Here is a 21,221-nt window from a genome sequence, read left to right as displayed (position 1 = left end):
CGTGGACCGCGCGTTCGCATCCTACGCCCCCACCGCCGAGGTCGACCCGCCCCGCGCCGCGTCCGCCCGGGCCGTCGGCGCGATCTTGGATCGCGTGCTCGCCGGCGCCGCTCCGACCCGCGACGACGCGGCCCGCCTGATGGTCTGCGCGGCCGGCGATCTCGGCGCCGTCTGTGCGGCCGCGCGGCTCCTCCGCGCGCGGGGCACGGGACGCACGATCACGTTCTCGCCGAAGGTCTTTCTCCCGCTCACGCGCCTCTGCCGCGACACCTGCGGCTACTGCACGTTTCGCACCGATCCGCGGTCGGATCCCCGGCTGTACATGACGCCCGAGGAGGTGCTCGACCTGGCCCGCGCCGGGGCGCGCCTCGGCTGCACCGAGGCGCTGTTCACCCTCGGCGAGCGGCCGGAGCAGCGATTCCCCGAAGCGCGCGCCTGGCTTGCGCGGCGCGGCCACCGCAGTACGCTCTCCTACCTCCGCGAGGTGGCCGGGCTCGTCCTCCGCGAAACGTCCCTGTGGCCGCATCTCAACCCGGGCACGATGCGCCGCGACGAGATGGCGCCGCTCCGCGAGGTGAGCGCGTCAATGGGCCTCATGCTCGAGAACACGAGCGAGCGTCTGTGCCGGCCGGGCGGGCCGCACGAACACGCGCCGAGCAAGCGGCCGCGGGTACGGCTGCGGACGCTGGAGGCGGCCGGGGCGCTGAGGATTCCGTTCACGACCGGCCTGCTCATCGGCATCGGCGAAACCCTCGCCGAGCGCGTGGACACGCTGCTGGCGATCCGCGAGTCGCACGCGCGCTGGGGCCACGTGCAGGAGGTGATCGTGCAGAACTTCCGCGCCAAGCCGGCGACTCCGATGGCGGAGGCGCCGGAGCCGGGCGCGGACGACGTCGCGCGCACGGCGGCCGTGGCGCGCCTCATCCTCGGCCCGGAGATGAACATCCAGGTGCCGCCGAATCTCACCGCGCCGGGGTACGAGGTGTATCTCGAGGCGGGAATCAACGATTGGGGCGGGATCTCTCCGCTGACCATCGATTTCGTGAACCCGGAAGCGCCGTGGCCCCAGATCGGAGCGCTCCGCGCCCGGACCGAGGCGGCCGGCCTGGCGCTCCGGCCGCGCCTCGCCGTCTATCCGGAATACGTGCGCCGGCGCTCCGAATACATCGCGCCGCCCCTGCTCGAACGGCTGCGCGACGCCGCGGACGCCGACGGCTATGCCAAGGGAGGCCCCCTCTACGATGGACACCGGCACGGAACCTGACCCCGGCTCCTCGCTCGCGCGCCTCCTTGCGCACACCGGGCCCGCGGTGGCCCGTGCCCTCGACCGCGCGCTGTCCGGCGGCGACCTGACCGCCGAGGAGGCCGAGACCCTGCTTCGGGCCTCGGGGCGTGATGCGACCGCGCTCACGGCGGCCGCGGACGCCCTGCGCCGCGACACCGTCGGCGACGTCGTGACCTACGTCGTCAACCGCAACATCAACTTCACCAACGTGTGCATCAAGGGCTGCGGCTTCTGCGCCTTCAGCCGCGACTTCCGCGAAGAAGAAGGCTACTTCCTACCGGAAGAGGAGATCGTCCGGCGCGCGCAGGAGGCCTGGGACCTTGGCGCCACCGAGGTGTGCGTGCAGGCCGGCCTGCCGCCCAAGATGGACGGTGACCTGTACATCCGGCTCACCCGGAGGATCAAGGCGGCGCTCCCGGACATTCACATTCACGCGTTCTCGCCGGAAGAGGTGCTGTACGGCGCCGTCCGCTCGGGCCGCACGGTGCGCGACTACCTGCGCGAGCTCAGGGCCGCCGGCGTGGGCAGCCTGCCCGGGACGGCCGCCGAGATTCTGGACGACGAACTGCGGGACCGCCTCGCCCCCGGCCGGATCCGTACCGCGCAGTGGATCGAGGTCATCAGGACGGCGCACGAGCTCGGCATCCCCACGACGTCCACCATGATGTTTGGGCACGCGGAGACCCCGGCCCACCAGGCGCGCCACCTCGTGCTCCTGCGCGACCTGCAGCGCGGCTCGGGCGGATTCACCGAGTTCGTGCCCTTGAGCTTCGTCCACACGGAGGCCCCGATGTGGCGGCGGCGGCTCGTGGCGGGGCTCCGCCCGGGGCCGACGGGCCTGGAGGTCGTGCGCGTGCACGCGGCGGCCCGCATCGTGCTCGGCCGCGCGATCCCGAACCTCCAAGTCTCCTGGGTCAAGGAAGGCCCGCGGATGGCGCAGCTGCTGCTGGGCGCCGGCGCCAACGACGTCGGCGGGACGCTCATCAACGAGAGCATCTCCACGTCGGCCGGCGCCGGCTTCGGCCAACTCGTCCCCCCCTCCGAGCTGCGCCGCTGGATCCGCGATGCCGGCAGGATTCCGGCCGAGCGATTCACGACCTACAGGCTCCGCCGCGTGTTCGATGGGACGGAGCCGGATGCGCCCGAACCGCTCGACGCGGCCGCCACCGATCCGGCCCGCTTCGGCAGTTATCAGGCGCTCATCAAGATGGACCGATACCGCTATCGCCACCCCGGCCGCGACGCGGCCGGCGTCACGCCGTAGCCTCCACGACCGTCGAGCGCGAGAAGATCCGACTCGGTATCGAGGTCAAACGCGAGCCCCGGCCGTCGAATCTCGAGGGCCTCGGGGCCGAGGGCGCGGGCGGCCCGCCGATGGGCCGACAGGCTGCCCGGACCGTACGCGGCGTGAAACGTGAGTCCGGGCGGCACGACGACCGCGTTGGTCCCCGTCCCTTCCTTTGACGGCGCGAGCACCAGGCGGCCGTGGTCTCCCGCGGCGAGCAGCGCGGCCACATCGGCCGGCCGAAGCAGAGGAAGATCCGCCGCCACGACCACGACCGCGTGCAACCGCGCCGCCGTCGCCCGGATCACCTCCGAGAGCGCCCGATTGAACTCGGGCCCAGGATCCGGTCGCGTGGGGACGCCCCACCGGGCGGCGTGGGCCCGGACGGCGGGATCCGGCGTCATGATGACGATCCCTTCGACGTCCGCGGTCGCCCGCAAGGCCGCGCAGACGTGTCGAAGCAGCGCGAGGCTCAACTCCGCGCGCCGCCGCGTGGAGAGGACGCGTCCAAGCCGGCTCTTGGCCTCGGACAAGGCGTGCTGCGGGACGATGACGCGGGCTCTCACGCAGGCCTGACGGCCACCTGCACGCCGCGGGCGCGGGCGATGCCGAGGATGTCGCGCGCGAGGCGCCGCCGTCCGGCCGCGTCCGCCATCAGGGTATCGGCGCATTCGACCGAGAGGCCCGGCGCCGCGACGGTCTCCGCAAGCGCCCGATCCCGCTCATCCAGCAGAAAGATGTCGATGCACCGCCGGTAGAGTGATGCGATCGCGGCCGGGTCCGGCCGAAGGCCGGTCCCCCGCAGCATTTCCACGGTCGGCCCCTTGACCGCCGCTCCCCCGATCAACGGCGTCACCGCGATGCGCAGGGCGGCGCTGTCGCGGAGCGCCGCGTCCATGCCGCGGAGGGCCAGGATGGGGCCGAGACTGACGAGCGGGTTGCTCGGCGCGAGAACGATCAGGGCGGACTCGCGGACGGCTTCGAGCACCTCGAGCGAGGGCTCGGCGCTCTCGATACCGTCGAGCTCGACGCCCTGCACGGGGTCCCGCGCACCCCGCCGGACGAAGTACTCCTGAAACGGCAGGCGGCCGGCCGGCGTCAGGACGAACGTCGCGACGCGGCCGTCGGTCATCGGCAGCACCCGCGGGACCACGCCGAGTGCCCTGGCGAGCGCCGCGGTCACCTCCGTCGGGCGCCGGCCCGCGCGCAGCCAGAGCGTCCGGGCGATGTGCGTGGCGAGGTCGCGGTCCCCGAGACGAAACCATACCGGCAGCCCGTAGCGCTCCAGCATCTCGAGCGCCGCCCAGGTCTCGCCTTCGAGGCCCCAGCCGCGCTCCCCGCTCACCAGACCGGCGAGCGTGTAGAGGACCGTGTCCACGTCCGGCGAGATGTGCAGGCCGAGATGCTGCCAATCGTCCGCGGTGTTCACGATGACGGTCAGCGCCGAGGGATCACGCAGGACGGCGGCGAGCCCGTCGACCAGCTTGACCCCGCCGACTCCGCCGCAGAGGACCGCGATCACCGCGGACCGCCTACCGGAACGCCACGATCTCGTGGAGGGGCTTCCGCGGCGGCACCGGCGGCGTGTGGGCGGGATAGCCGATCGTCAGCAGGGCCTGCGGGGCGAAGTCGCGGGGGAGACCGAGCGCGCGCCGGACAATCCCCGGGCAGAACAGCGGCGCGCAGCACCAGCACGCCCCGAGGCCGTTCGCGGACGCGGCGAGCAGCAGGTTCTGGATCCCGGCGGCGGCGCTCTGCACCGCCATGACCTGCTCGGCACCGCGGCGCGCGCGGTCCGGGTAGACGTCCATCCCGGCCAAGGTGTACCCGACGAGAATGAGGACCGGCGCTTCGCTGAAGCGCCGCGTCGAGAACCGGAGCTCCACGCGAACGGCGGTGTCGGGCGTGCCGCTGCGTTCGAGATCCCGCCGCCACCGGCCCGCCATGCGCTCGGCGAGCCGCCGCTTCACTTCGGGCGACCGGATGACGACGTACCGGGCCGGCTGCGCGTTGTGGGCGGACGGCGCAGCGGCCGCAGCCTCGAGCAGCGTGCGGACCAGATCCTCCGACACCGGATCGGCCTTGTAGAATCGGACGGTGCGCCGCGCCGCCAGGATCGCGGGCACTTCACCGACGGCCGCATCAGACACCGTCACGAGGTGCCTCCACCACCAGCGCCGCTATGCCTCAGATCGCCGCGTCACGTCCGCGGCGATCGTTGCCCAACCTGCGATCACGCGTCCAGAATTCTGCGTCGATGGTCGATCCACACGGAGGTATCGACGAGCGTCATGCAACGCGGCCGCCTGATGGGTCTGAGATGCGGCTCGGATCCACCGAGTTTCGCGAGTCGCCGGGCGCTCTCGCGGGCCGCGAGCGCCTCCAGACCGAGCCGCACGAGGGCCGTCTTCTTCGAGACGCCCGTCAACCGGGCGGCACGCCGCAGCAGCGACGCGTCGATGTTCAACGTCGTCCGCATGTATGCATTATGATGCACGATTTTTGCGAATGTCAACGTCCGTGTCCCCCGAATGCGCCGCCGGGCGCGTGGGGGACTACGCGGAGTCCGACGCGTTGCCGACCCTCATGTAGGCTCGGCCACCCGAGATGGCGGCTGTTGTCGATCAACCGCCGGCGCGGCATCCTTGAGCGCCCGGAGGTACAGCAAGAATGCGGCCGTGAACGGGGCTCACGGCGGTGGCGATGGCTGGGCTCCGGTTTCCTCCATGTGCCGGCGAAGGTTGCGCCACACCCGCAGTACCTCCGCCACGCTCCAGGCCTGGGCGATGCACCCGCGCGGCCGGTGAGGCGGGTCCCCGTCGAAGATCTCCGAGATCGTTCCGAGGCCGGCGTCGCGCAGATGATGCTCGAACGAACGCAGCAGCGCGAGCGCGCCGGCGGCGTCGCCGGTGACGCGATGATACGCCTCCGCGTACGGACCGAGCAGCCAGGCCCACACGGTGCCCTCGTGGTAGGCGCGGTCCCGGCTCACCGGATCGCCGTCGTAGGTCCCGCGGTAGCCCGGCGCGTCGGAGGCCAGCGAGCGGAGCCCGTAGGTCGTCAGCAACGCCCGCCCGACCGCCCGCACGACGCGGGCGGCCGCCTCGCCCTCGAGGAGCGGGTGGGGCAGCGACACCGCGAAGATCTGGTTGGGGCGCACGGTCAGGTCGTCGTCGTCCGGACCATCGACCACGTCGGCCAGCGCATCGCGCCCGGGCCGGACGAATTTCGCGCGGAAGGCGCCGCGCACTCGCTCCGCAAGGGCGGTGCACCGCGACGCCGCGGCGCCGTCCCGTTCCGCCAGCAGCGCCGCCGCGGCCCGGAGCGTGTTGTACCAGAGGGCGTTGATCTCGACCGGCTTGCCGGTGCGTGGGGTCACGACCACGTCGCCGATCTTGGCATCCATCCAGGTAAGCTGCAGCCCGGCCTGGCCCGCGTGGAGCAGGCCGTCGCGGGGGTCCATCCCGATCCCGTACCGGGTGCCGGCGACGTGCCGGTCGATGATCTCCCGGACGACCGGGCACAGATCGTCCGCGAGTCCGTCGCCGGGGCCGGCCGCGTGGTAGGCGCGGAGCGCGAGGACAAACCACAGCGACGCGTCGGCGGTATTGTACGCCGGCTCTTCGCCTGCGCGATCTGGAAAATTGTTGGGCAGGAGGCCGTCCCGCACGAACGCGGCGAAGGCGGAGAGAATCCGCGCGGCGTCCGGGTACCGCCCCGTCGCGAGCGTCAATCCCGGCAGCGCGATCATGGCGTCGCGCCCCCAGTCGTTGAACCAGTGGTAGCCGGCAAGCACGGACCGGCCCCCGCCCCGCGCCACGATGAACTGATCGGCGGCGAGCGTCAACTGCCGGCCGAGCGCATCCCCCTCTTCGACGCCGGCCCGGCGCAGCAAGGCCTGCTGGCGCGCCTGCGCCGTCGCGAGCGCCCGGGCCGCGTCCAGATCGGGGTCGTATTCGGTCGTCGCGACCAGCGCCCCGTAGCCCTCCGGCCGGAGCGGCAGCACAAACTGCCCCGGCGCATAGAAGTCCTCCCGGTCGTCGAAGCCGCGCGCTCCCTCTTCGCGGTGAAGGAAATTCCACCACCACGCACCCTGTGGACTGAACCCGCCGGTTGGGACGATCAGCCGGAACGGCGCGGCTGCTCCGCCGGCGCGAATCGTCACGCCCGCCGGCCGCGGCAGGAGGGCCGGCCGCCAGTCGCGTCCCGACCGCAGCGCGTGGACGCCGCGATAGGTGACGAGCGGCGTGATCTCGAGCGTCACCGGCCGGTCGCCGCGGATGACCCGGTAGGCGACATAGGTGGTATTGCCGCCGTCGGCCATCCAGATGCGCCGCTCCAGCAGCACGTCCTCGAGGGCGTACGTCCAAACCGGCAGGATGCCGTCGAGCGCGAACGCCTCCAGATACCGGTAGCCGTGCGGATCGATCGTGCCGTCGCCGTACTCATGCGCCGACAGCGGGTACCGGCGGTCGTCGAGACGCGCCCACTCGACCAGGCCGGCCACGAGCACCGTGCGGTCGACCGGCGGCGCCAGCGCCGCGACGAGCAGGCCGTGGTAGCGCCGCGTGAGGACTCCGGCCACCGTTCCGGACGCATACCCGCCGAGGCCGTTGGTCACGATCCACTCGCGCCGGAGCCCGGGGCCCAACTCGCCGCACACCTCGCGGCCGAACGCGACGCTCGCGATGGCCCCCCCGGCGTCGGGCGCGCGCGCCACGGGCTACGTGTCCGGCGTCTCGGCGAGGAGCGTGGCGACGAGCGCGCTCCAGCCGGTCTGATGACTCGCCCCGAGACCGGCCCCGGTGTCGCCGTGAAAATACTCGTAGAACGGCACGTGATCGCGCCAGTGCGGATCGGTCTGGAACCGCTCGTTCGCGCCGAAGACCGGGCGGCGGCCGTGCTCGTCCCGCAGAAAAATGCGCGTCAGGCGCCGGGAGAGGCCGTCGGCGATCCCGCGCAGCGTCCGCAGGGTCCCCGAGCCGGTCGGGCACTCGACGAGGAAATCATCGCCGTAGTACCGGTGAAATCGCCGCAGCGCCTCGATCAGCAGGAAGTTGATCGGAATCCAGACCGGCCCGCGCCAGTTGGAGTTGCCGCCGAACAGCCCGTTTCGCGACTCGGCCGGCTCGTAGTCGACGCGGTACGTCTGCCCGTTGATCTCCAAGACGTACGGGTGCCCGGCGTGGTAGCGGCTCACCGCGCGCACGCCGCAGTCGCTCAGGAACTCGTTCGGGTCCAGCATGCGCTTGAGCACCCGCTTCATTCGATGCCCGCGCGCGAGCGCGAGGAGGCGGCGCTCTCCCACCCCCGGCTCCTGCCACCGGGAAACGAGGCCGGCGAGATCCGGGCGGTTGGCCAGGAACCATTCCATGCGCGACCGGAACTCGGGCAGCATCGTGAGCAGGTCGGGCTCGATCGTCTCCACCGCCAGGAGCGGCAGCAGCCCCACCGCGGACCGCACCGCGAGCGTGCGGTAGGTGTCGTCGGGCAGGTGGAGCACGTCGTAGAAGAACTCGTCCTGCTCGTTCCACAACGGGATGCCGGTCCCGCCGAGGTTGTTGAGCGCCCCGGCGATGTAGAGGAAGTGCTCGAAGAATTTGGTCGCGACGTCCTCGTAGGCGTGATCGTGACGCGCCAGCTCGAGGGCGATCGCGAGCATGTTGAGGCAGAACATGCCCATCCAGGCCGTGCCGTCGGCCTGATCCAGGTGGCCGCCGGTCGGCAGCGGCTGGCTCCGGTCGAAGACGCCGATGTTGTCGAGCCCGAGGAATCCGCCCTGGAACACGTTCCGGCCCTCGGCATCCTTCCGGTTCACCCACCAGGTGAAGTTGAGCAGCAGCTTGTGAAAGACCCGCTCGAGAAACGCATGGTCGGGCCGCCCGCCGAGCCGCTGGTCCAGCTGGTAGACGCGCCAGGCCGCCCAGGCGTGCACCGGCGGATTGACGTCGCCGAACGCCCATTCGTAGGCCGGCAGCTGGCCGTTCGGGTGCATGTACCACTCGCGCATGATGAGGATGAGCTGCCGCTTCGCGAACTCGGGGTCGACCATCGCAAGCGGCACGCAGTGGAAGGCGAGATCCCACGCCGCGTACCACGGATACTCCCAGGTGTCGGGCATCGAGATCACGTCGGCGTTGTCGAGGTGCCACCAATCGGCGTTGCGACCGCGCTTGCGCGCCGCGGGCGGCGGCGGGCCGGCCGGGTCGCCGTCGAGCCATCGTTGGACGTCGTAGTGATAGAACTGCTTGCTCCACAAGAGCCCCGCCAGGGCCTGGCGCTGGACACGGCGCGCGTCGCCCGACATCTCGCCGGGCCCGAGCGCGCGGTAGAACGCGTCCGCCTCGGCCTGCCGCGCCGCGAAGATGTCGGCCGCGCCGAGGAAGGGCGGGTGCACGGGATCCTTCGACAGCCGCAGCAGGACCGCGCGGGCCTCCTTCGGCGCCAGCGTGAACGCGTAGTGGGCGGCGACCTTCGTCCCGGCCGGCTCGGGATTGACCGCGCCCGCCGCGCCGGCGACGACCGCGTCGTGGATGCCGTCCTTCACGTAGCGGGACCGGTTCCCGACGTTCCAGAGGCGCCGCGCGTTCGACTCGTTCTCGGTAAACAAGAGCGCGGGGTCGCCCGCGCACGCCAGCCGGTACTCTCCGAGCTCGTGATGCACGGCGCGCACCAGCCGCCACGCCTGGCCGGGGCGGGCCTCCGCGTCCTCGGCGCGAAGTTCGGGCCGGCGGGGATCGCGGCCCCACGCCCAGGTGTTGCGATACCACAGCGTCGGCAGGAGGTGGAGCGGTGCGGGGTCCGGGCCCCGGTTCGCAGCCGTGATCCGGATCACGATGTCGTCGGGCGCCGCCTTCGCGTACTCCATCGTGACGTCGAAGTACCGGTCCTCGTCGAACACCCCCGTGTCGATCAGCTCGAACTCGGGCGCCTCCCGCCCGCGCCGGCGGTTCTCCGCGACGAGGCGCGCATACGGAAAGGCGCGGTGCGGGTACTTGTAGAGCGCGCGCATGTACGAATGCGTCGGCGTGTTGTCGAGAAAGAAATAATATTCCTTGACATCCTCGCCGTGATTGCCCTCCGGACCGCTCAATCCAAACGGCCGTTCTTTGAGGATCGGATCGGCGCCGTTCCACAGGGCGAGGGCGAAGCACAGAAGCCCGCCGTCGTCGCAGATGCCGAGCAGGCCGTCCTCGGCCCACCGATAGGCGCGCGAGCGCGCGTGGTCGTGCGGAAAGAAATCCCAGGCCGCCCCGTCGGCCGAATAATCTTCCCGCACGGTGCCCCACTCGCGCTGGGACAGATACGGGCCCCAGCGGTGCCACGGCGCGCGCCCGGCGTACGCCTCGGCCAGCCGGCGGCGCTCGGCGTCGGGAACCGGCTTCGAGGGAGGCAGACCCGGCACGCGAGCCCTACGCGATTCGCAGCACGATCTTGCCGAATTGCTCGGAGCGTTCCATCCGCCGGAGCGCCCGGCCGGCCCCCGCAAGCGGAAACACCTGATCGACGACCGGACGCACGGTACCGTCCCCGAAGGCCGCCAGCATCCCGCGAAAATCATCCGGAGACCCCATCGTCGTTCCGAGCACGTTCAGGTGTTTCCAGAAGATTCGCCGCACCGTGAGCTCCGGCACATTGCCCGTCGTGGCCCCGTAGCTCACCACACGGCCCCCCGGGCGCGCGGCGTCCAGCGCCTGCTCGAACGTCGCGCCCCCCGTGCCGTCCACGATCAGGTCGGGCCCCTGCCCTCCCGTCGCCTCCCGCACGGCCTTGACCCAATCCGCCGTCTTGTAGTTGAAGCCGGCGTCTGCGCCGAGGGCTTGCGCACGGGCCAACTTCTCGTCGCTGCCCGAGGTCACGAGCACGCGGGCGCCGGCCCGCCTGGCGAAGAGCAGGGCAAACGTCGCGACTCCGCCGCCGATGCCCAGCACCAGCACTGTCTCCCCGCGCTGGACCCGGCCGCGCGTGACCACCGCGCGATATGCGGTGAGCCCCGCGAGCGGGAGCGCGGCGGCCTCTTCATCCGTGAGACCGTGCGGAGCGGGGTACACGCTGGCGACCGGCACTGCGACCTGTTCCGCGAACGTGCCGTTGTCGGGGAGCCCCAGAATCCGCCACCGCGGCCCGGCCGCACGCGGATCGTCGCCCCAGTCCAGGCTGGGATTGATGACCACCGCCGCACCGCTCGCGACGCCGGTCACGCCCGGGCCGAGCGCCGCGACCTCGCCGGTCCCGTCCGAGCCCGGGATGATGGGAAAGCGAAGACCGGCGTACCGGCCGCGGCAGATGTACAGGTCGCGGTGATTCAACGCCGCGGCACGCAGGCGGACAACCACCTGTCCCGGCCCGGGCGCGGGATCCGGCGCCTCCTCGGGGCGCAGCGCCTCCGGCTCCCCGACTCCGTGCAACACGATCGCCTTCACGACGACGCCCCTTTCAGACGGTGAAACACTCGCTCACCACGTGCGGGACCTTTGCATAGTGCGTGTCTGTGGTCAGCAATTTCAACCCGTGCTGCATCGCGCTCGCCGCGATCCAGATATCGTTCGTCGGGATAGGCGCGCCGCTTTTCCACAGGAAGTCGAGAATCGCCGCGTATCGCTCCGCCGTCGCCTCGGTGATATCGACCACGTCCACGCGGGGTGACGCAAGGAACGCCCGCAGTTCTTCCTCGTTCTTCTTCCGCGACCTTCCCCTCAAGAATCCGGCACGCAGCTCGCCCAGGACGATGGGGGTGAGGTAAATCGCATCTGCCAGCTGGAGCGCCCGCTTGACGTCGGGATGGCCGGCCATGAATGCCGAGTAGGCCGACGTGTCTGCGAGGACGCTTATCGTTCCCACAACTCGGCGTCAATCGTCCGCTGCGCCTTGAGCGCCTTCTCAAACAGGCCGGCTTCGTCGCGCGTCCACACGCCCGAGAGATCGTCCAGGTCATGGTGCACCCGCGTCTCCCGGGGCCGCCGGGTGATCCCCACGCTCTCCTCGAGCAGACCGATCACGGTCTTACTGATGCTCGAACGAGTCTCGTCGGCCTTGCGGCGGAGGGCGCGGGCGAGGGCGGGAGAGAGATTGCGCAACGTCACAACCTTCATGGTGCGGCCTCTTCGACACGAGCATCAAAAACTGCATCAGGCATGCTGCAAACGTAGCATCAGCGGTCCGATGCTGTCAAGCACGTTGCTATGTCCGGGCCGCATCGGGGCGCAGCAGCTAATCTTGAAACACCATCCCAAGCCGTCGATGCTCGGGAGCCGGAAACACTCCCGTCCAGCGTCGCTCAGGACCTCGCCATCGACCTCGATGCGCCCCGCGACCGGCTGAAGGGTGCCTGCGATCGCCGCGAGGAGCGTGCTCTTCCCCGATCCGGAGGCGCCGAGGACGCACGTATAGCCCGCCGGGAGGCGCACGCACACGTCGGTGAGTGTCCGGCGTCCGTTCCGCTCAACGGAAAGCTCGGTGATGCGCACCCCCCCGGGCGATGGCCACGTTGAGGATGCGCTAAGAGTCTGTGAAGAGTCGGTGCGGGCCCAACACCGACGGCTCGTCCGGCGCACGGCGCTCGACGTGCTGGAGCGCGCGCCCGTCAGTCCCCTCGCCCGGCAGATCGAGGTGGCGGAGGACCGTCGGGGCGACGTCGACCACCGAGGTCGGCTCGACATGAGTGACACCGGCTTGAAAACCGGCGCCGTCGATCATCAAGAACGGCGCCTGTTCGTACGCGCCGAGGCCGCCGTGCTGGCCGAAGCCGACATGATCCGACTTGCCGTCGGCCGGGAGCGCCTCGAGACTCGATCCGGGCACGCCGTACTCGTTGGCGCCGTTCTCGGCCCGCATCGAGATGGCAAAGGCCAACCCCTCCCGCGCCGCCTGGCCGACCTCGGACAGCCGGTTGGGCGGGACGACCCGCCCGGCCCAGGCGCACCCGGAAAGGAACTCGCCCAGCGCCGGCACCCGCTCGGGGTGGTCGGCATGAACATAGACGAGCGCGGCCGTGCCGCTCGAGACCGACAGGACGTCCCCAGACGACGGACCGGCTTTGAGGCCCGCCGCGATCAGCTCCGCCTCGACGTCCACGACCCCCATGACCGTCTGGTGCCCGTGGTCGGATCCGATGACGAACAGGACGTCGTCGCCGGCGTCGCGGAGGCGGTCGACCGCCGTGATGACCAATCCGGCATGGGCATCGGCCTGGCGGAGCGCCACGAGGTGGGCCGGCGAGCCGAGCGGCACCCCGTGTTGCACGTGGTCCGGTTCATGCAACCACAGCACGGCCAGCGCCGGGCGGCGCTCGGTGAGGACCTCGGCGATGAATCGCTCCGTCATCGCCCTGTCGCCGGCGAGACCGGGCGGCACGCGGAGTTCGTCGCCGGCCGGGACCCGGACGCGCCCGGGACCGAACGACCCGGCCCGATTGTACAAGAAGCCGTGTCCATCCGGGTCATGGGCGTACGCGGCACCCGGGGAGGCGTTGCTGAACGTGATCACGCCGCCGTGCCCCTCGACGCGCTCCGCGAGCGTCGGCACGGCGAGCGCGGTACCCGTCATCCGGCGCTTGTGCTGGAGGAAGTCCGGTCCGCCGGCGTCGTGGCGTACGAACACGCCGTCCTCGAGCAGCGCGACCGAATTCCCCTGAAGACCGTGCCGGGCGGGATGGCATCCCGTGGCGAAGCTGGCCGAGACGACCCGCGTCGCGGACGGAAAGACCGAGCGGTGGGCGCCGAAGTCCTCCGCGCGCGCGCGGAACGCCGCGAGCGACGGCATGTACGCCGCGGTCACGAGATCCCGCCGCAGCCCGTCGAGGATCACGACCACGACGCGTTTCATCCGTCGCCGAGCTCGTCGAGAAGGCCCTGCACCCGGCCGCGGATGTCATCCCGGATGCGCCGCACCCCGGCCGGCGGCAGCCCCTTCGGATCGGGCAGGTCCCAGTCGAGATACCGTTTGCCGGGAATGAACGGACACTGGTCGCCGCAGCCCATCGTCACGACGATGTCCGCCCACGCCGCCAGCTCGTCGGTCAGCGTCCGCGGGATCCGGGCGCGCAGATCGAGGCCGGCTTCTTGCATCACGGCGACGACTTCCGGATGCACGCGCTCCGCGGGCGCCGTCCCCGCGGAGCGCGCCTCGTGCCGGCCCGCGGCGTGCGTTTCGAAGAAGGCCTGGCTCATCTGCGAGCGCCCGGCGTTGTGGAGGCAGACGAACAGCACGCGCGCCATTACTCGCGGAGCCTCCCATCCCGCGGTGGGTCGCCCTCCCCCGCCCGAGCGGACGCGCCACGGCGGCCGCGAGGGCACCCTCCGCGACGCCGGGGTACAGGATCCGTATCGCCGCAGCGGCCAAGAGACTCCCCACCACCTGCGCGGCGATGAAGGGACCGGCCGACCCCGGCGCGATCCCGGCACACGTGTCCGACAGCGTGCGGGCGATCGTTACCGCCGGGTTCGCGAAGCTGGTCGACGACGTAAGCCAGTACGCGCCGCCGATGTACGCGCCGACTCCGAAGGCCCCCGCGGACCTTCGCCGAAATCTCCACGGCGCGCAGTCCAAACATCAGGCTGGCGACAAACCGCACCGGCGACGGCACCGCCGATCTGGGCGAGCCCGTAGGCCAGCCCGTCGCGCAGGCCGATTCCGCCCAGAAGGCCGTCGGCGAACGTCACAGTCGGGTTGAGGTGCGCCCCCGAGACCGGACCGACGGCGAGGATGATGGCGACAAGGGCCGCGGCGGTGTCACAACCCGCTCAAGTGATATGCGACCACTTTCAGCGCCGCCGCCGGAGACGCCTGCTCAAGGGCCGCCGCGGGCAGGGCGGGCCGGCACGGTGGCCCTGGCGGGCATGACGAGCAGGGTGACCCGGTTCGCATTTTGCTGCGCTCCGGTATCGGCAGAAAGCACGGTAGTCGTGACCCCGACGAACTTGTCGAGGTCGCGAAACGCGATTCGCTCGGTGCCGCCGAGATCCATGACGGTATCGGGAGTCACGAAGAATTCCTGCGTTCCCTGGGGCCCGGCGATGGTAAACGAGTTCGCGTTGGAGTCAACTGACACGATGACACCCTGCGCTTCGACCGTCGGCCCCGCAGTCGAACTCACCGGCGCCCCGGGAGATCTCAGCCAGGCTGCGGCCAAGGTGACGGCGGCAATCAGGATCCCAGTGGCTACGGTTTTCCCACGAATCATCCGCGAGGTCCCATCCGGCAATCGGCTCCCTCGGGCATCGCCGTCGGAGTTCCCTGGTACCACATCTAACCCACTTTGAACACCCAGCGAAAGAGTGCCGGCACGTATTTTTCACGCGGCACCGCGGGGAGAAGTCCCGTTCGAGGTGCGCTTCCACCAGGCCAGGGGTGCTAGCCCCTGGAGGCCGACGAAGATCACGCGTGTCACATTCGGAAGGACGTTCTTCTGATGAGCCGGGCATAGTCCCGTATCGTCGCCATGAACCGCATCTTGCTGGAACCCCTCTTGAGATCGTACCGGAGCACCAACGGCACTTCCGCGATGCGCGGCCGCAGAGGCCGGGCCTTGACCAAAATCTCCGTCATGACCGAAAATCCCGTCGTCTCGATGAGACGCTCGTCATGAAGCGCCCACAACCTCTTCAGCACGTTCGCGCGGTAGGCTCGAAACCCGGTGGTGTAGTCGCGGATGCCCCGGATCCGCCAGATCCCTCGGAAGATCAGGCTGGCTGCGCGGCTCAAGAACCGCCGGTGCCACGGCACCCCGACTTCCCTGCCGCCCGGCGCGAACCGTGACGCGATCACAATCTGACACCCGAGGTCGAGTTGGCGGACCATCACGGGCACAAGCTCGGGTGGGTGCGAATCGTCCGCGTCCATGATCACGACCGTATCATCATCCGCGGCCCGCCGGCACACTTCCCGAATGCCGGTCTTCACTGCGGCGGCCAATCCACGATTGTGATCGTGCCGAACGACGTCCACAACCAAGCGACCCGCCGCCGCTCTGGCCACGGCCGACGTGTCGTCGCTGCTGCCGTCATCGATCACGAGCACCCGGGGGGCCGGCGAGGTCCCCCCTGCCGCGGCGATACGCTTGAGAAGCGAGGGGAGATTCAAGGCTTCATTGTACGCGGGAAGCACGAACCAGACGCTGGACGACCCCGTGACACGGCCCCTTTTCGTCGAGAAGAGGTGATGGCGATGCGCCTAGGAATGCATGTTCATGGCCAAGTCTAGCACACTCCCAAGATCGCGTTAGAGTGCGGTTGCAAGTCCGCGACGAAGGCCACGAACAGGGCTCCCCGTCCCGGGTGGCGGAACGCACCGGCCCCGGGCCGGTGAAACGAAGTCCGCTGCCGGACGGCGGGGACATCGTCTTCTTGTGCGTGTTCTACCTGTTGATGGTGGTCGTGCCGGATCTCGTCTTGAGCGACGGGTCCACGGGCTGGCACCTCGTCACCGGACAGTACATCATCGAGAACCTGCGCATCCCTCACCGGGATCTGATCTCCTACACATTCCCGAACAAGGCTTGGGTGCCGTATGAATGGTTGTTCGATGTCGTGGCGGCGCTGCTGGTCAAGCTCGGCGGCCTCAAGCTCTTGGCACTGGCGGCCGCCGCGGCGATTGCCGGCCTCTTTCTTGCCCTTTACGAAGACATGCGCCGGACGGGGTGTCACTGGTTGATCGCGCTCGCGCTCACGGTGATCGGGGCCCTGGCGTCCTCGCCGCACTGGCTGGCCCGTCCGCATCTCTTCACTCTGTTCGGCGTGTACATGGTCTCCCGCACGTTGGAGACGTTTCATCGCGACAGACTCTCGGCGTCCCGCACCATCTTCACGCTCGGACTGACAATGCTCGTGTGGTCAAACGCGCACCCCGGATTTCTCTTCGGGTTCGCGATCGTGCTGATTTATCTCGCGAGTGAGACCGTCACGGCGGTCGTCCTGTCGGGGGGGGACGAAAGCAGACGTGCGACGAAGCGTGCCGGAACGTTGCTTGCCGCGGCCGTGGTCATGACGGGCGCCGCGCTGAGCAACCTCAACGGTCTTGCGCTGTACCCGTACCTCGCAAACTACCTGCGTCAAACGTCGGTCCTGAGCCTGATGGCGGAAGTGAAACCTCCGACGTTTCAGGGCCAGCTCTACAGCACGTCTCTCGAGCTGCTGTTTGCCTCAATCGTGGTCGGCCTCGCGACGTCGCGCCGGAGGCCGCGGCTCGGGCAGCTCCTGGTAATGCTGGCATTCGCCCATTTGGCCCTGGCCCATGTCTACACCGTGGAGCTGTTCGTCATCGTTTCACTCCCGGTCATCGCGGGCCTCTTCGCGGAAAGCGACCTGCCCGCATTGACCGGTAGCGGCCGTCTCGGCCACGCCGTTTTGCTCACGCCGCTGGTACGCGGCTGGCAGGTCGCGGCGGAACGGTTCAACGCGGTCGAATCCAGATGCACGATGCATCTCGTCCCAATCACCGTGGTGGCGGTCCTCGCCGTCTCGTGCATCGCCGCGGGGCCGATTCCCGGCGTGCGCCCGCTGGTGGCATCGCAGTTCAGCCCGAAGACGAAGCCCATGGCCACGCTCGAGTTCATCGAGCGCGCCCGGCTGCCGTGGAACCGGGGATTCAACCTCGACAATTGGGGGGGCTACATTCGTTACCGGACCGGGCAGCGTGTCTTTATCGACGACCGGCTCGACTTCTACGGACAGGAGTTCTATTTGGAGTACGTACAGATGATCAATGCCCAGGCCGAGTGGCACAGGCTTCTTGATGAATACCACATCCAATGGGTCCTCACCCCAAAAGACACGCTCCTCGCGGCAAGGCTGGCACAGGAGCCAGACTGGCAGCTGAAGGCCCAAGACCAGGCCGCCTACCTCTTCGTGCGCAGGACCGCGCCGTGATCTGGGTGCAGATTGGACCGGCGGCGCCGACGAGGTCATCCTGGGGCATCCGGCGAACATCATGGAGGGCTTGATCAGCGCCGCAAACGGGGGGGAGCGAACGATGGTCGCCTGGCTTAGGTCACTTCAGAAGCGCACGATGTACGAAGGCGCGCGGAATCTTTTGGTTGCGTGGACGCTGTTGTGCGCGTTTGGCCTGATCGATGGGCTCCTAAAAATACTGGACAAGTTACCGATGACGGCCGCCCAAGTTGCCGTTATGAAGGCGATAACCGTTGGCTACTGGTTAACGGTGTGGGTGTATCCGACCGCGGGGTTGGCTATCATCGCCGTTATTGTAAGGCCCCGGGCGAAGCAGTTATCCTAGTCGCGGGACGTAGGCACGACGGGGGGAAACTTGGTGGGCGAGGCAGGGGTCGAACCCGCGACCTCCTCGGTGTAAGCGAGGCGCTCTACCGCTGAGCTACTCGCCCTCCGGACCATAATACGACACGGCTACGCTCTCCCGCCCGACCGCCAGGCCGACAGCGCATAGAAGCTCATCGCCACCAACACCAGAAGCCGAAAGCCGAGCAGCAGCGAGAATGACTCCGCGAGACCGCCGACGACCGCACCGGCGACGTTGGACCCGAGCGACAGATCGGGATGGCGCGACTGCCGGAACAACCGGGCAAAGATGACACCGGCGAAGAACATCGGGCCGAGCACGAGCGCCGAGGGAACCACATAACGCCCCACGACGCCGCCGCCGAGGAAGATCTCAAGCGGCGCCAGTACGCCGGCGGCCAGCAAGAGGAAGAGGCCGGTGTAGTGCCAGACGAGCCGGACGTTCGGCACCTTGAGGACGTAGAGGTTCGCAAGGAGAATCAGCAGCAGAATAGTCGCAAATACCATCGAGTTGACCACCCAGGTGCTCCCGAATAAGAGCGCCAGCTGCACCACTGCCTTCGTCTCCAGCAGCATGAACCCGGCGCCGAGGAAGAACATCCGCGGATCGATCCGTGCCCCGGCACTCTCCCTGGGAAGAAAACCGTAGACCATGGCCAGCCCCAGCAGCCCCATCCCGACGACCGACCGGGCGGTGATCGCGGGAATCAATCGTTGGCGAAGGTAGAGGAACGGCCAGTCGTCGGTGGCCCGGGGCACGGGGCGGGCGTCATTGATCAAACGGGTAGGCGCGATTTGCGCCCACTGCCATTGCGCAGCCGCAGTGGCGGCCCCGGGCGGCGGAGTGAAGCCGTCCGTATCCACGCGCGTGGGGGCCGCGAGATTTAACCAAAACACGCCGTGCCGGCGAAAAGCCTCCGCCATCCCTTGCGTGTGCCCCACGGCCACGAGCGTGAATCCGGGCGGATCGTTCGCGCGCAGCGTCGGCCGGTAGGGCAGGCTCAGCACGACCGGTGGGCGGCCGAAGGCCGCCTCGGCCATCGCGTCCACGCGCTGGACGACCCACCCCTGACGGAAGTAATTGTACATGACGAAGACTCCGCCCGGTTTGAGCACCCGCCGTACGTCGGCGAACGCCTGGTCGGTGAACAGATAGCTTTCGAGCCGCAGGTTCGCGTAGCTGCTGTGGAGGATCAGGGAATCGACCAGGCCATAGACGACGAGGTCGTAGCGGCGGCTGGTGGTGCGAAGGAAATGCCGGCCGTCGTCCAAATGGCGAACCACCCGCGGATCCTGGTACGGCCTGTCCGGGTGATGATGGATCCCGATGTCGAGGATCACCGGATCGATCTCCACGGCATCGATTCGGCCTGCGGCAAGCCGCAGCGCGTGCGCCACGTCGTTGCCGGTCCCCGCTCCAATGATCAGCACGTCCTGAAACGGCGGACCTCCGCTACGCTGATTGAGCAGGTGAATCAGCGAATACGCGGCGCCGAGCCCCGGCGTCGCGAATGGGACGATTACCTGGTGCGCGATCGTGTTGACCGTGAGGTTGCGGTCGCCCTCATTGTAGGAGACCGCATAGTAGGGCGACCAGCGGGTGGGCGGCCCGAGTGAGAACGACATGGCGATCACCACCGTCGACAGACCCAGCGCAGCGGCGCGCACCCAGGTCAACTCGCCGTCGAGGTGAAGAAGGTAGGCAATACCGGCGAAGGCGATCAGAAACCACGCGGGTGCCGGCGCCTGCGCAAACGAAAGCGCCGAGAAGGCGGCGATGCCGGCAAGGCTTCCCCCGATGTTCAGCGCGTAGCCGCGGACGCGATCGGGGTAGCCGTTGAACGCCCGCCCCAAGACCTGTCCCAGTCCGACAAAGACAAACGCCACGAGCACAAAGAACAGGTCGGTGACCACGTCGATGGGAACGACGAACCGGGCGACATCCGGGTTGCGATATTCCGTCCCGAAGAAGACTTCCTGCGGAGATGCCTGATGGCCGACGTCAATGACGAGTCCTTGCCAGCGCAAGTAGAGGACCAGCGCGCCGAACGCGGCAAGAAACGTCCACAGGGCGAGCAGGGGAAGGCGCGCCAGCCAGTATTCGCGCCGGCCGGCGGCGAGGCAGCCGCACGACATGCCGAGGAAGCTCGCGATCAATACGACGTTTGTGAAGAACTGTAGGAAGATCACCTCGGCGGCGAACCAGCGGATGCACGCCAGTTCCAGGAACAGGACCAGAAAACCGGTAAGGGCGAGCACAAATCCGTGGGGGCGGTCGACGACCGTCATCGGCCGGCTGCGAGCTGTGTCGTTACGCGTCCGGGTCAGGCCCAGAAGTCCAGAGTCCCCTTGCCGGCCCGATCCATGTCGGCACGAACCATCATTTCGACAAGACCCGGGAACGCGACCTTTGGACTCCACCCCAAGGTGGAACGGGCCTTCGTCGCATCGCCGATCAGGGCCTCGACTTCTGACGGGCGATAGTATTCCGAACTTACGCTGACGATCGTGCGGCCGCTCGGAGAATCAACCCCGCACGTCCGTCCGTCGATTTCTTTCCAAACCAGCTTGAACCCCGCCGCCTCGGCGGCTCGGGCGGCGAACTCACGCACGGAGTGCGCCTGCCCGGTGGCCAATACATACGTACCGGACTCGGGCTGTTGTAACATCCGCCACATGCCCTCGACATAGTCGCCGGCGAATCCCCAGTCCCGCGTCGCGTCCAGATTCCCCAGGTCAATTCGTTCTTGCTGCCCGTGACGGATCCGGGCCAGACCGGACGTGATCTTCCGCGTGACGAACTCCAACCCGCGCAGGGGTGACTCGTGATTGAACAAAATGCCGGATGAGGCATGGATGCCGTGTGCCTCCCGATAATTGACGGCCATCGCGTGAGCGTACAGCTTGGCCGCGGCATAAGGGCTGCGCGGATAAAATGGCGTTCGCTCGGTCTGCGGCGTTTCCAGCGCTTTCCCGAACATCTCGGAGGTGGACGCCTGATAAAAATGGATGGCCGGGTTCACGACACGGATGGCCTCCAAGACTCGCACGGCGCCCAACGCATTGACGTCGCCGGTGAAAAGCGGCTGGTCAAATGACGAGGTCACAAAACTTTGAGCCGCGAGATTGTATATCTCGTCCGGTCTGACGAGTTCCAGGGTGCGCAGTATGTTGCTGAACTCCAGGAGCTCGAAGGGTACAAGTTTGACGTCCCGCGCGACGCCCAACTCGTTGAGCCGCCACAGGTTGATGGACGATCCTCGCCGGTAGGCCCCGTGCACTTCGTAGCCCTTTTCAAGCAAGAACCGAGAGAGGTAAGCCGAATCCTGCCCGGTGATACCGGTAATCAGCGCGCGTCTGGCCATGCCTCACCCCTTCGCAGGCGCGGCGTCGGCGTTGC

General features: G+C 68.8%; 21 protein-coding genes and 1 tRNA gene. 4 read left to right on the top strand and 18 right to left on the bottom strand.

The genetic code is table 11. The features are described from left to right. Nucleotide 1: 1 nt before the first annotated feature. Both cofG and cofH read left to right on the top strand, forming a co-directional pair. Nucleotides 2-1,264, top strand: a complete 1,263-nt coding sequence (gene cofG, locus VGZ23_03010) for a 7,8-didemethyl-8-hydroxy-5-deazariboflavin synthase CofG (protein HEV2356565.1) — start codon at nucleotides 2-4, stop codon at nucleotides 1,262-1,264. Next, the gene (gene cofH / locus VGZ23_03005) at nucleotides 1,242-2,549 is read left to right on the top strand and encodes a 5-amino-6-(D-ribitylamino)uracil--L-tyrosine 4-hydroxyphenyl transferase CofH (protein ID HEV2356564.1); all 1,308 of its coding nucleotides are present in this window, start codon (nucleotides 1,242-1,244) and stop codon (nucleotides 2,547-2,549) included. Before cofG ends, cofH begins: the two co-directional genes overlap by 23 nt. Here cofH and cofC read toward each other — a convergent pair. The 15 genes from cofC to VGZ23_02930 all read right to left on the bottom strand — a co-directional run bounded on the left by cofC (nucleotide 2,507) and on the right by VGZ23_02930 (nucleotide 15,674). After that, entirely contained in the window at nucleotides 2,507-3,136 is a 630-nt protein-coding gene (gene cofC / locus VGZ23_03000; GenBank protein ID HEV2356563.1) for a 2-phospho-L-lactate guanylyltransferase, read from the bottom strand. The genes cofH and cofC overlap by 43 nt on opposite strands. Continuing rightward, nucleotides 3,133-4,092, bottom strand: a complete 960-nt coding sequence (gene cofD / locus VGZ23_02995; protein HEV2356562.1) for a 2-phospho-L-lactate transferase — start codon at nucleotides 4,090-4,092, stop codon at nucleotides 3,133-3,135. The genes cofC and cofD overlap by 4 nt, the downstream gene beginning before the upstream one ends. A gap of 10 nt (nucleotides 4,093-4,102) precedes the next feature. Continuing rightward, nucleotides 4,103-4,726: a nitroreductase family protein gene (locus VGZ23_02990; GenBank protein HEV2356561.1), complete on the bottom strand. Its 624-nt coding sequence runs from the start codon at nucleotides 4,724-4,726 to the stop codon at nucleotides 4,103-4,105. A gap of 77 nt (nucleotides 4,727-4,803) precedes the next feature. Then, nucleotides 4,804-5,049: a type II toxin-antitoxin system VapB family antitoxin gene (locus tag VGZ23_02985; protein HEV2356560.1), complete on the bottom strand. Its 246-nt coding sequence runs from the start codon at nucleotides 5,047-5,049 to the stop codon at nucleotides 4,804-4,806. 210 nt (nucleotides 5,050-5,259) lie between these two features. Continuing rightward, on the bottom strand, nucleotides 5,260-7,290 hold the full coding sequence (locus VGZ23_02980; protein HEV2356559.1) for an amylo-alpha-1,6-glucosidase: 2,031 nt from the start codon (nucleotides 7,288-7,290) through the stop codon (nucleotides 5,260-5,262). A 3-nt stretch (nucleotides 7,291-7,293) separates the two neighbouring features. Beyond that, the gene (locus VGZ23_02975) at nucleotides 7,294-9,975 is read right to left on the bottom strand and encodes a glucosidase (protein HEV2356558.1); all 2,682 of its coding nucleotides are present in this window, start codon (nucleotides 9,973-9,975) and stop codon (nucleotides 7,294-7,296) included. Between the two features lie 7 nt (nucleotides 9,976-9,982). After that, nucleotides 9,983-10,993 carry a zinc-binding dehydrogenase gene (locus VGZ23_02970; GenBank protein HEV2356557.1) on the bottom strand — a complete coding sequence of 337 codons (1,011 nt, stop codon included), beginning with the start codon at nucleotides 10,991-10,993 and terminating at the stop codon, nucleotides 9,983-9,985. 13 nt (nucleotides 10,994-11,006) lie between these two features. Beyond that, nucleotides 11,007-11,411, bottom strand: a complete 405-nt coding sequence (locus VGZ23_02965) for a type II toxin-antitoxin system VapC family toxin (GenBank protein HEV2356556.1) — start codon at nucleotides 11,409-11,411, stop codon at nucleotides 11,007-11,009. Beyond that, a complete protein-coding gene (locus VGZ23_02960; GenBank protein ID HEV2356555.1) occupies nucleotides 11,399-11,662 on the bottom strand; it encodes a hypothetical protein in 264 nt (87 codons plus the stop codon). The genes VGZ23_02965 and VGZ23_02960 overlap by 13 nt, the downstream gene beginning before the upstream one ends. 36 nt (nucleotides 11,663-11,698) lie before the next feature. Beyond that, nucleotides 11,699-11,977 carry an ATP-binding cassette domain-containing protein gene (locus VGZ23_02955; protein ID HEV2356554.1) on the bottom strand — a complete coding sequence of 93 codons (279 nt, stop codon included), beginning with the start codon at nucleotides 11,975-11,977 and terminating at the stop codon, nucleotides 11,699-11,701. Nucleotides 11,978-12,068: 91 nt separating this feature from the next. Beyond that, nucleotides 12,069-13,394 (bottom strand): alkaline phosphatase family protein, encoded by a 1,326-nt coding sequence (locus VGZ23_02950; protein HEV2356553.1) that lies wholly within the window; start codon nucleotides 13,392-13,394, stop codon nucleotides 12,069-12,071. After that, on the bottom strand, nucleotides 13,391-13,786 hold the full coding sequence (locus VGZ23_02945) for an arsenate reductase ArsC (protein ID HEV2356552.1): 396 nt from the start codon (nucleotides 13,784-13,786) through the stop codon (nucleotides 13,391-13,393). Before VGZ23_02945 ends, VGZ23_02950 begins: the two co-directional genes overlap by 4 nt. Nucleotides 13,787-13,999: 213 nt before the next feature. Beyond that, entirely contained in the window at nucleotides 14,000-14,275 is a 276-nt protein-coding gene (locus tag VGZ23_02940) for an aquaporin (protein ID HEV2356551.1), read from the bottom strand. An 83-nt stretch (nucleotides 14,276-14,358) separates the two neighbouring features. After that, entirely contained in the window at nucleotides 14,359-14,751 is a 393-nt protein-coding gene (locus VGZ23_02935; GenBank protein HEV2356550.1) for a hypothetical protein, read from the bottom strand. A 203-nt stretch (nucleotides 14,752-14,954) separates the two neighbouring features. Beyond that, nucleotides 14,955-15,674 carry a glycosyltransferase gene (locus VGZ23_02930; GenBank protein ID HEV2356549.1) on the bottom strand — a complete coding sequence of 240 codons (720 nt, stop codon included), beginning with the start codon at nucleotides 15,672-15,674 and terminating at the stop codon, nucleotides 14,955-14,957. Between the two features lie 197 nt (nucleotides 15,675-15,871). Here VGZ23_02930 and VGZ23_02925 point away from each other — a divergent pair, with 197 nt between their 5' ends. Together VGZ23_02925 and VGZ23_02920 are read left to right on the top strand one after the other, a co-directional pair. Continuing rightward, the gene (locus VGZ23_02925) at nucleotides 15,872-17,434 is read left to right on the top strand and encodes a hypothetical protein (GenBank protein HEV2356548.1); all 1,563 of its coding nucleotides are present in this window, start codon (nucleotides 15,872-15,874) and stop codon (nucleotides 17,432-17,434) included. A gap of 139 nt (nucleotides 17,435-17,573) precedes the next feature. Continuing rightward, nucleotides 17,574-17,801, top strand: a complete 228-nt coding sequence (locus tag VGZ23_02920; protein HEV2356547.1) for a hypothetical protein — start codon at nucleotides 17,574-17,576, stop codon at nucleotides 17,799-17,801. Nucleotides 17,802-17,832: 31 nt separating this feature from the next. Here the strand turns inward: VGZ23_02920 and VGZ23_02915 are convergent. The 3 genes from VGZ23_02915 to gmd all read right to left on the bottom strand — a co-directional run bounded on the left by VGZ23_02915 (nucleotide 17,833) and on the right by gmd (nucleotide 21,186). Continuing rightward, a tRNA-Val gene (locus VGZ23_02915) sits at nucleotides 17,833-17,907 on the bottom strand. 22 nt (nucleotides 17,908-17,929) lie between these two features. Further along, nucleotides 17,930-20,110: a hypothetical protein gene (locus VGZ23_02910; GenBank protein ID HEV2356546.1), complete on the bottom strand. Its 2,181-nt coding sequence runs from the start codon at nucleotides 20,108-20,110 to the stop codon at nucleotides 17,930-17,932. Between the two features lie 35 nt (nucleotides 20,111-20,145). Then, complete coding sequence (gmd, locus tag VGZ23_02905) at nucleotides 20,146-21,186, bottom strand: GDP-mannose 4,6-dehydratase (GenBank protein HEV2356545.1); 1,041 nt, start codon at nucleotides 21,184-21,186, stop codon at nucleotides 20,146-20,148. Between the last annotated feature and the right edge of the window lie 35 nt (nucleotides 21,187-21,221).

It is taken from the genome of bacterium, from assembly GCA_035945995.1.
Lineage (GTDB): Bacteria > Sysuimicrobiota > Sysuimicrobiia > Sysuimicrobiales > Segetimicrobiaceae > DASSJF01.
The sequence above is the reverse complement of the archived record's forward strand: the minus strand, read 5'-3'. Positions and strand labels throughout refer to the sequence as shown.

What these genes read in the sequence shown, in the direction of transcription:
- cofH (HEV2356564.1), top strand. Translation starts at nt 1,242, where the DNA reads ATGGACACCGGCACGGAACCTGACCCCGGCTCCTCGCTCGCGCGCCTC.
- VGZ23_02985 (HEV2356560.1), bottom strand. Translation starts at nt 5,049, where the DNA reads ATGCGGACGACGTTGAACATCGACGCGTCGCTGCTGCGGCGTGCCGCC.
- VGZ23_02960 (HEV2356555.1), bottom strand. Translation starts at nt 11,662, where the DNA reads ATGAAGGTTGTGACGTTGCGCAATCTCTCTCCCGCCCTCGCCCGCGCC.
- VGZ23_02950 (HEV2356553.1), bottom strand. Translation starts at nt 13,394, where the DNA reads ATGAAACGCGTCGTGGTCGTGATCCTCGACGGGCTGCGGCGGGATCTC.
- VGZ23_02945 (HEV2356552.1), bottom strand. Translation starts at nt 13,786, where the DNA reads ATGGCGCGCGTGCTGTTCGTCTGCCTCCACAACGCCGGGCGCTCGCAG.
- VGZ23_02935 (HEV2356550.1), bottom strand. Translation starts at nt 14,751, where the DNA reads ATGATTCGTGGGAAAACCGTAGCCACTGGGATCCTGATTGCCGCCGTC.
- VGZ23_02920 (HEV2356547.1), top strand. Translation starts at nt 17,574, where the DNA reads ATGTACGAAGGCGCGCGGAATCTTTTGGTTGCGTGGACGCTGTTGTGC.
- VGZ23_02910 (HEV2356546.1), bottom strand. Translation starts at nt 20,110, where the DNA reads ATGACGGTCGTCGACCGCCCCCACGGATTTGTGCTCGCCCTTACCGGT.
- gmd (HEV2356545.1), bottom strand. Translation starts at nt 21,186, where the DNA reads ATGGCCAGACGCGCGCTGATTACCGGTATCACCGGGCAGGATTCGGCT.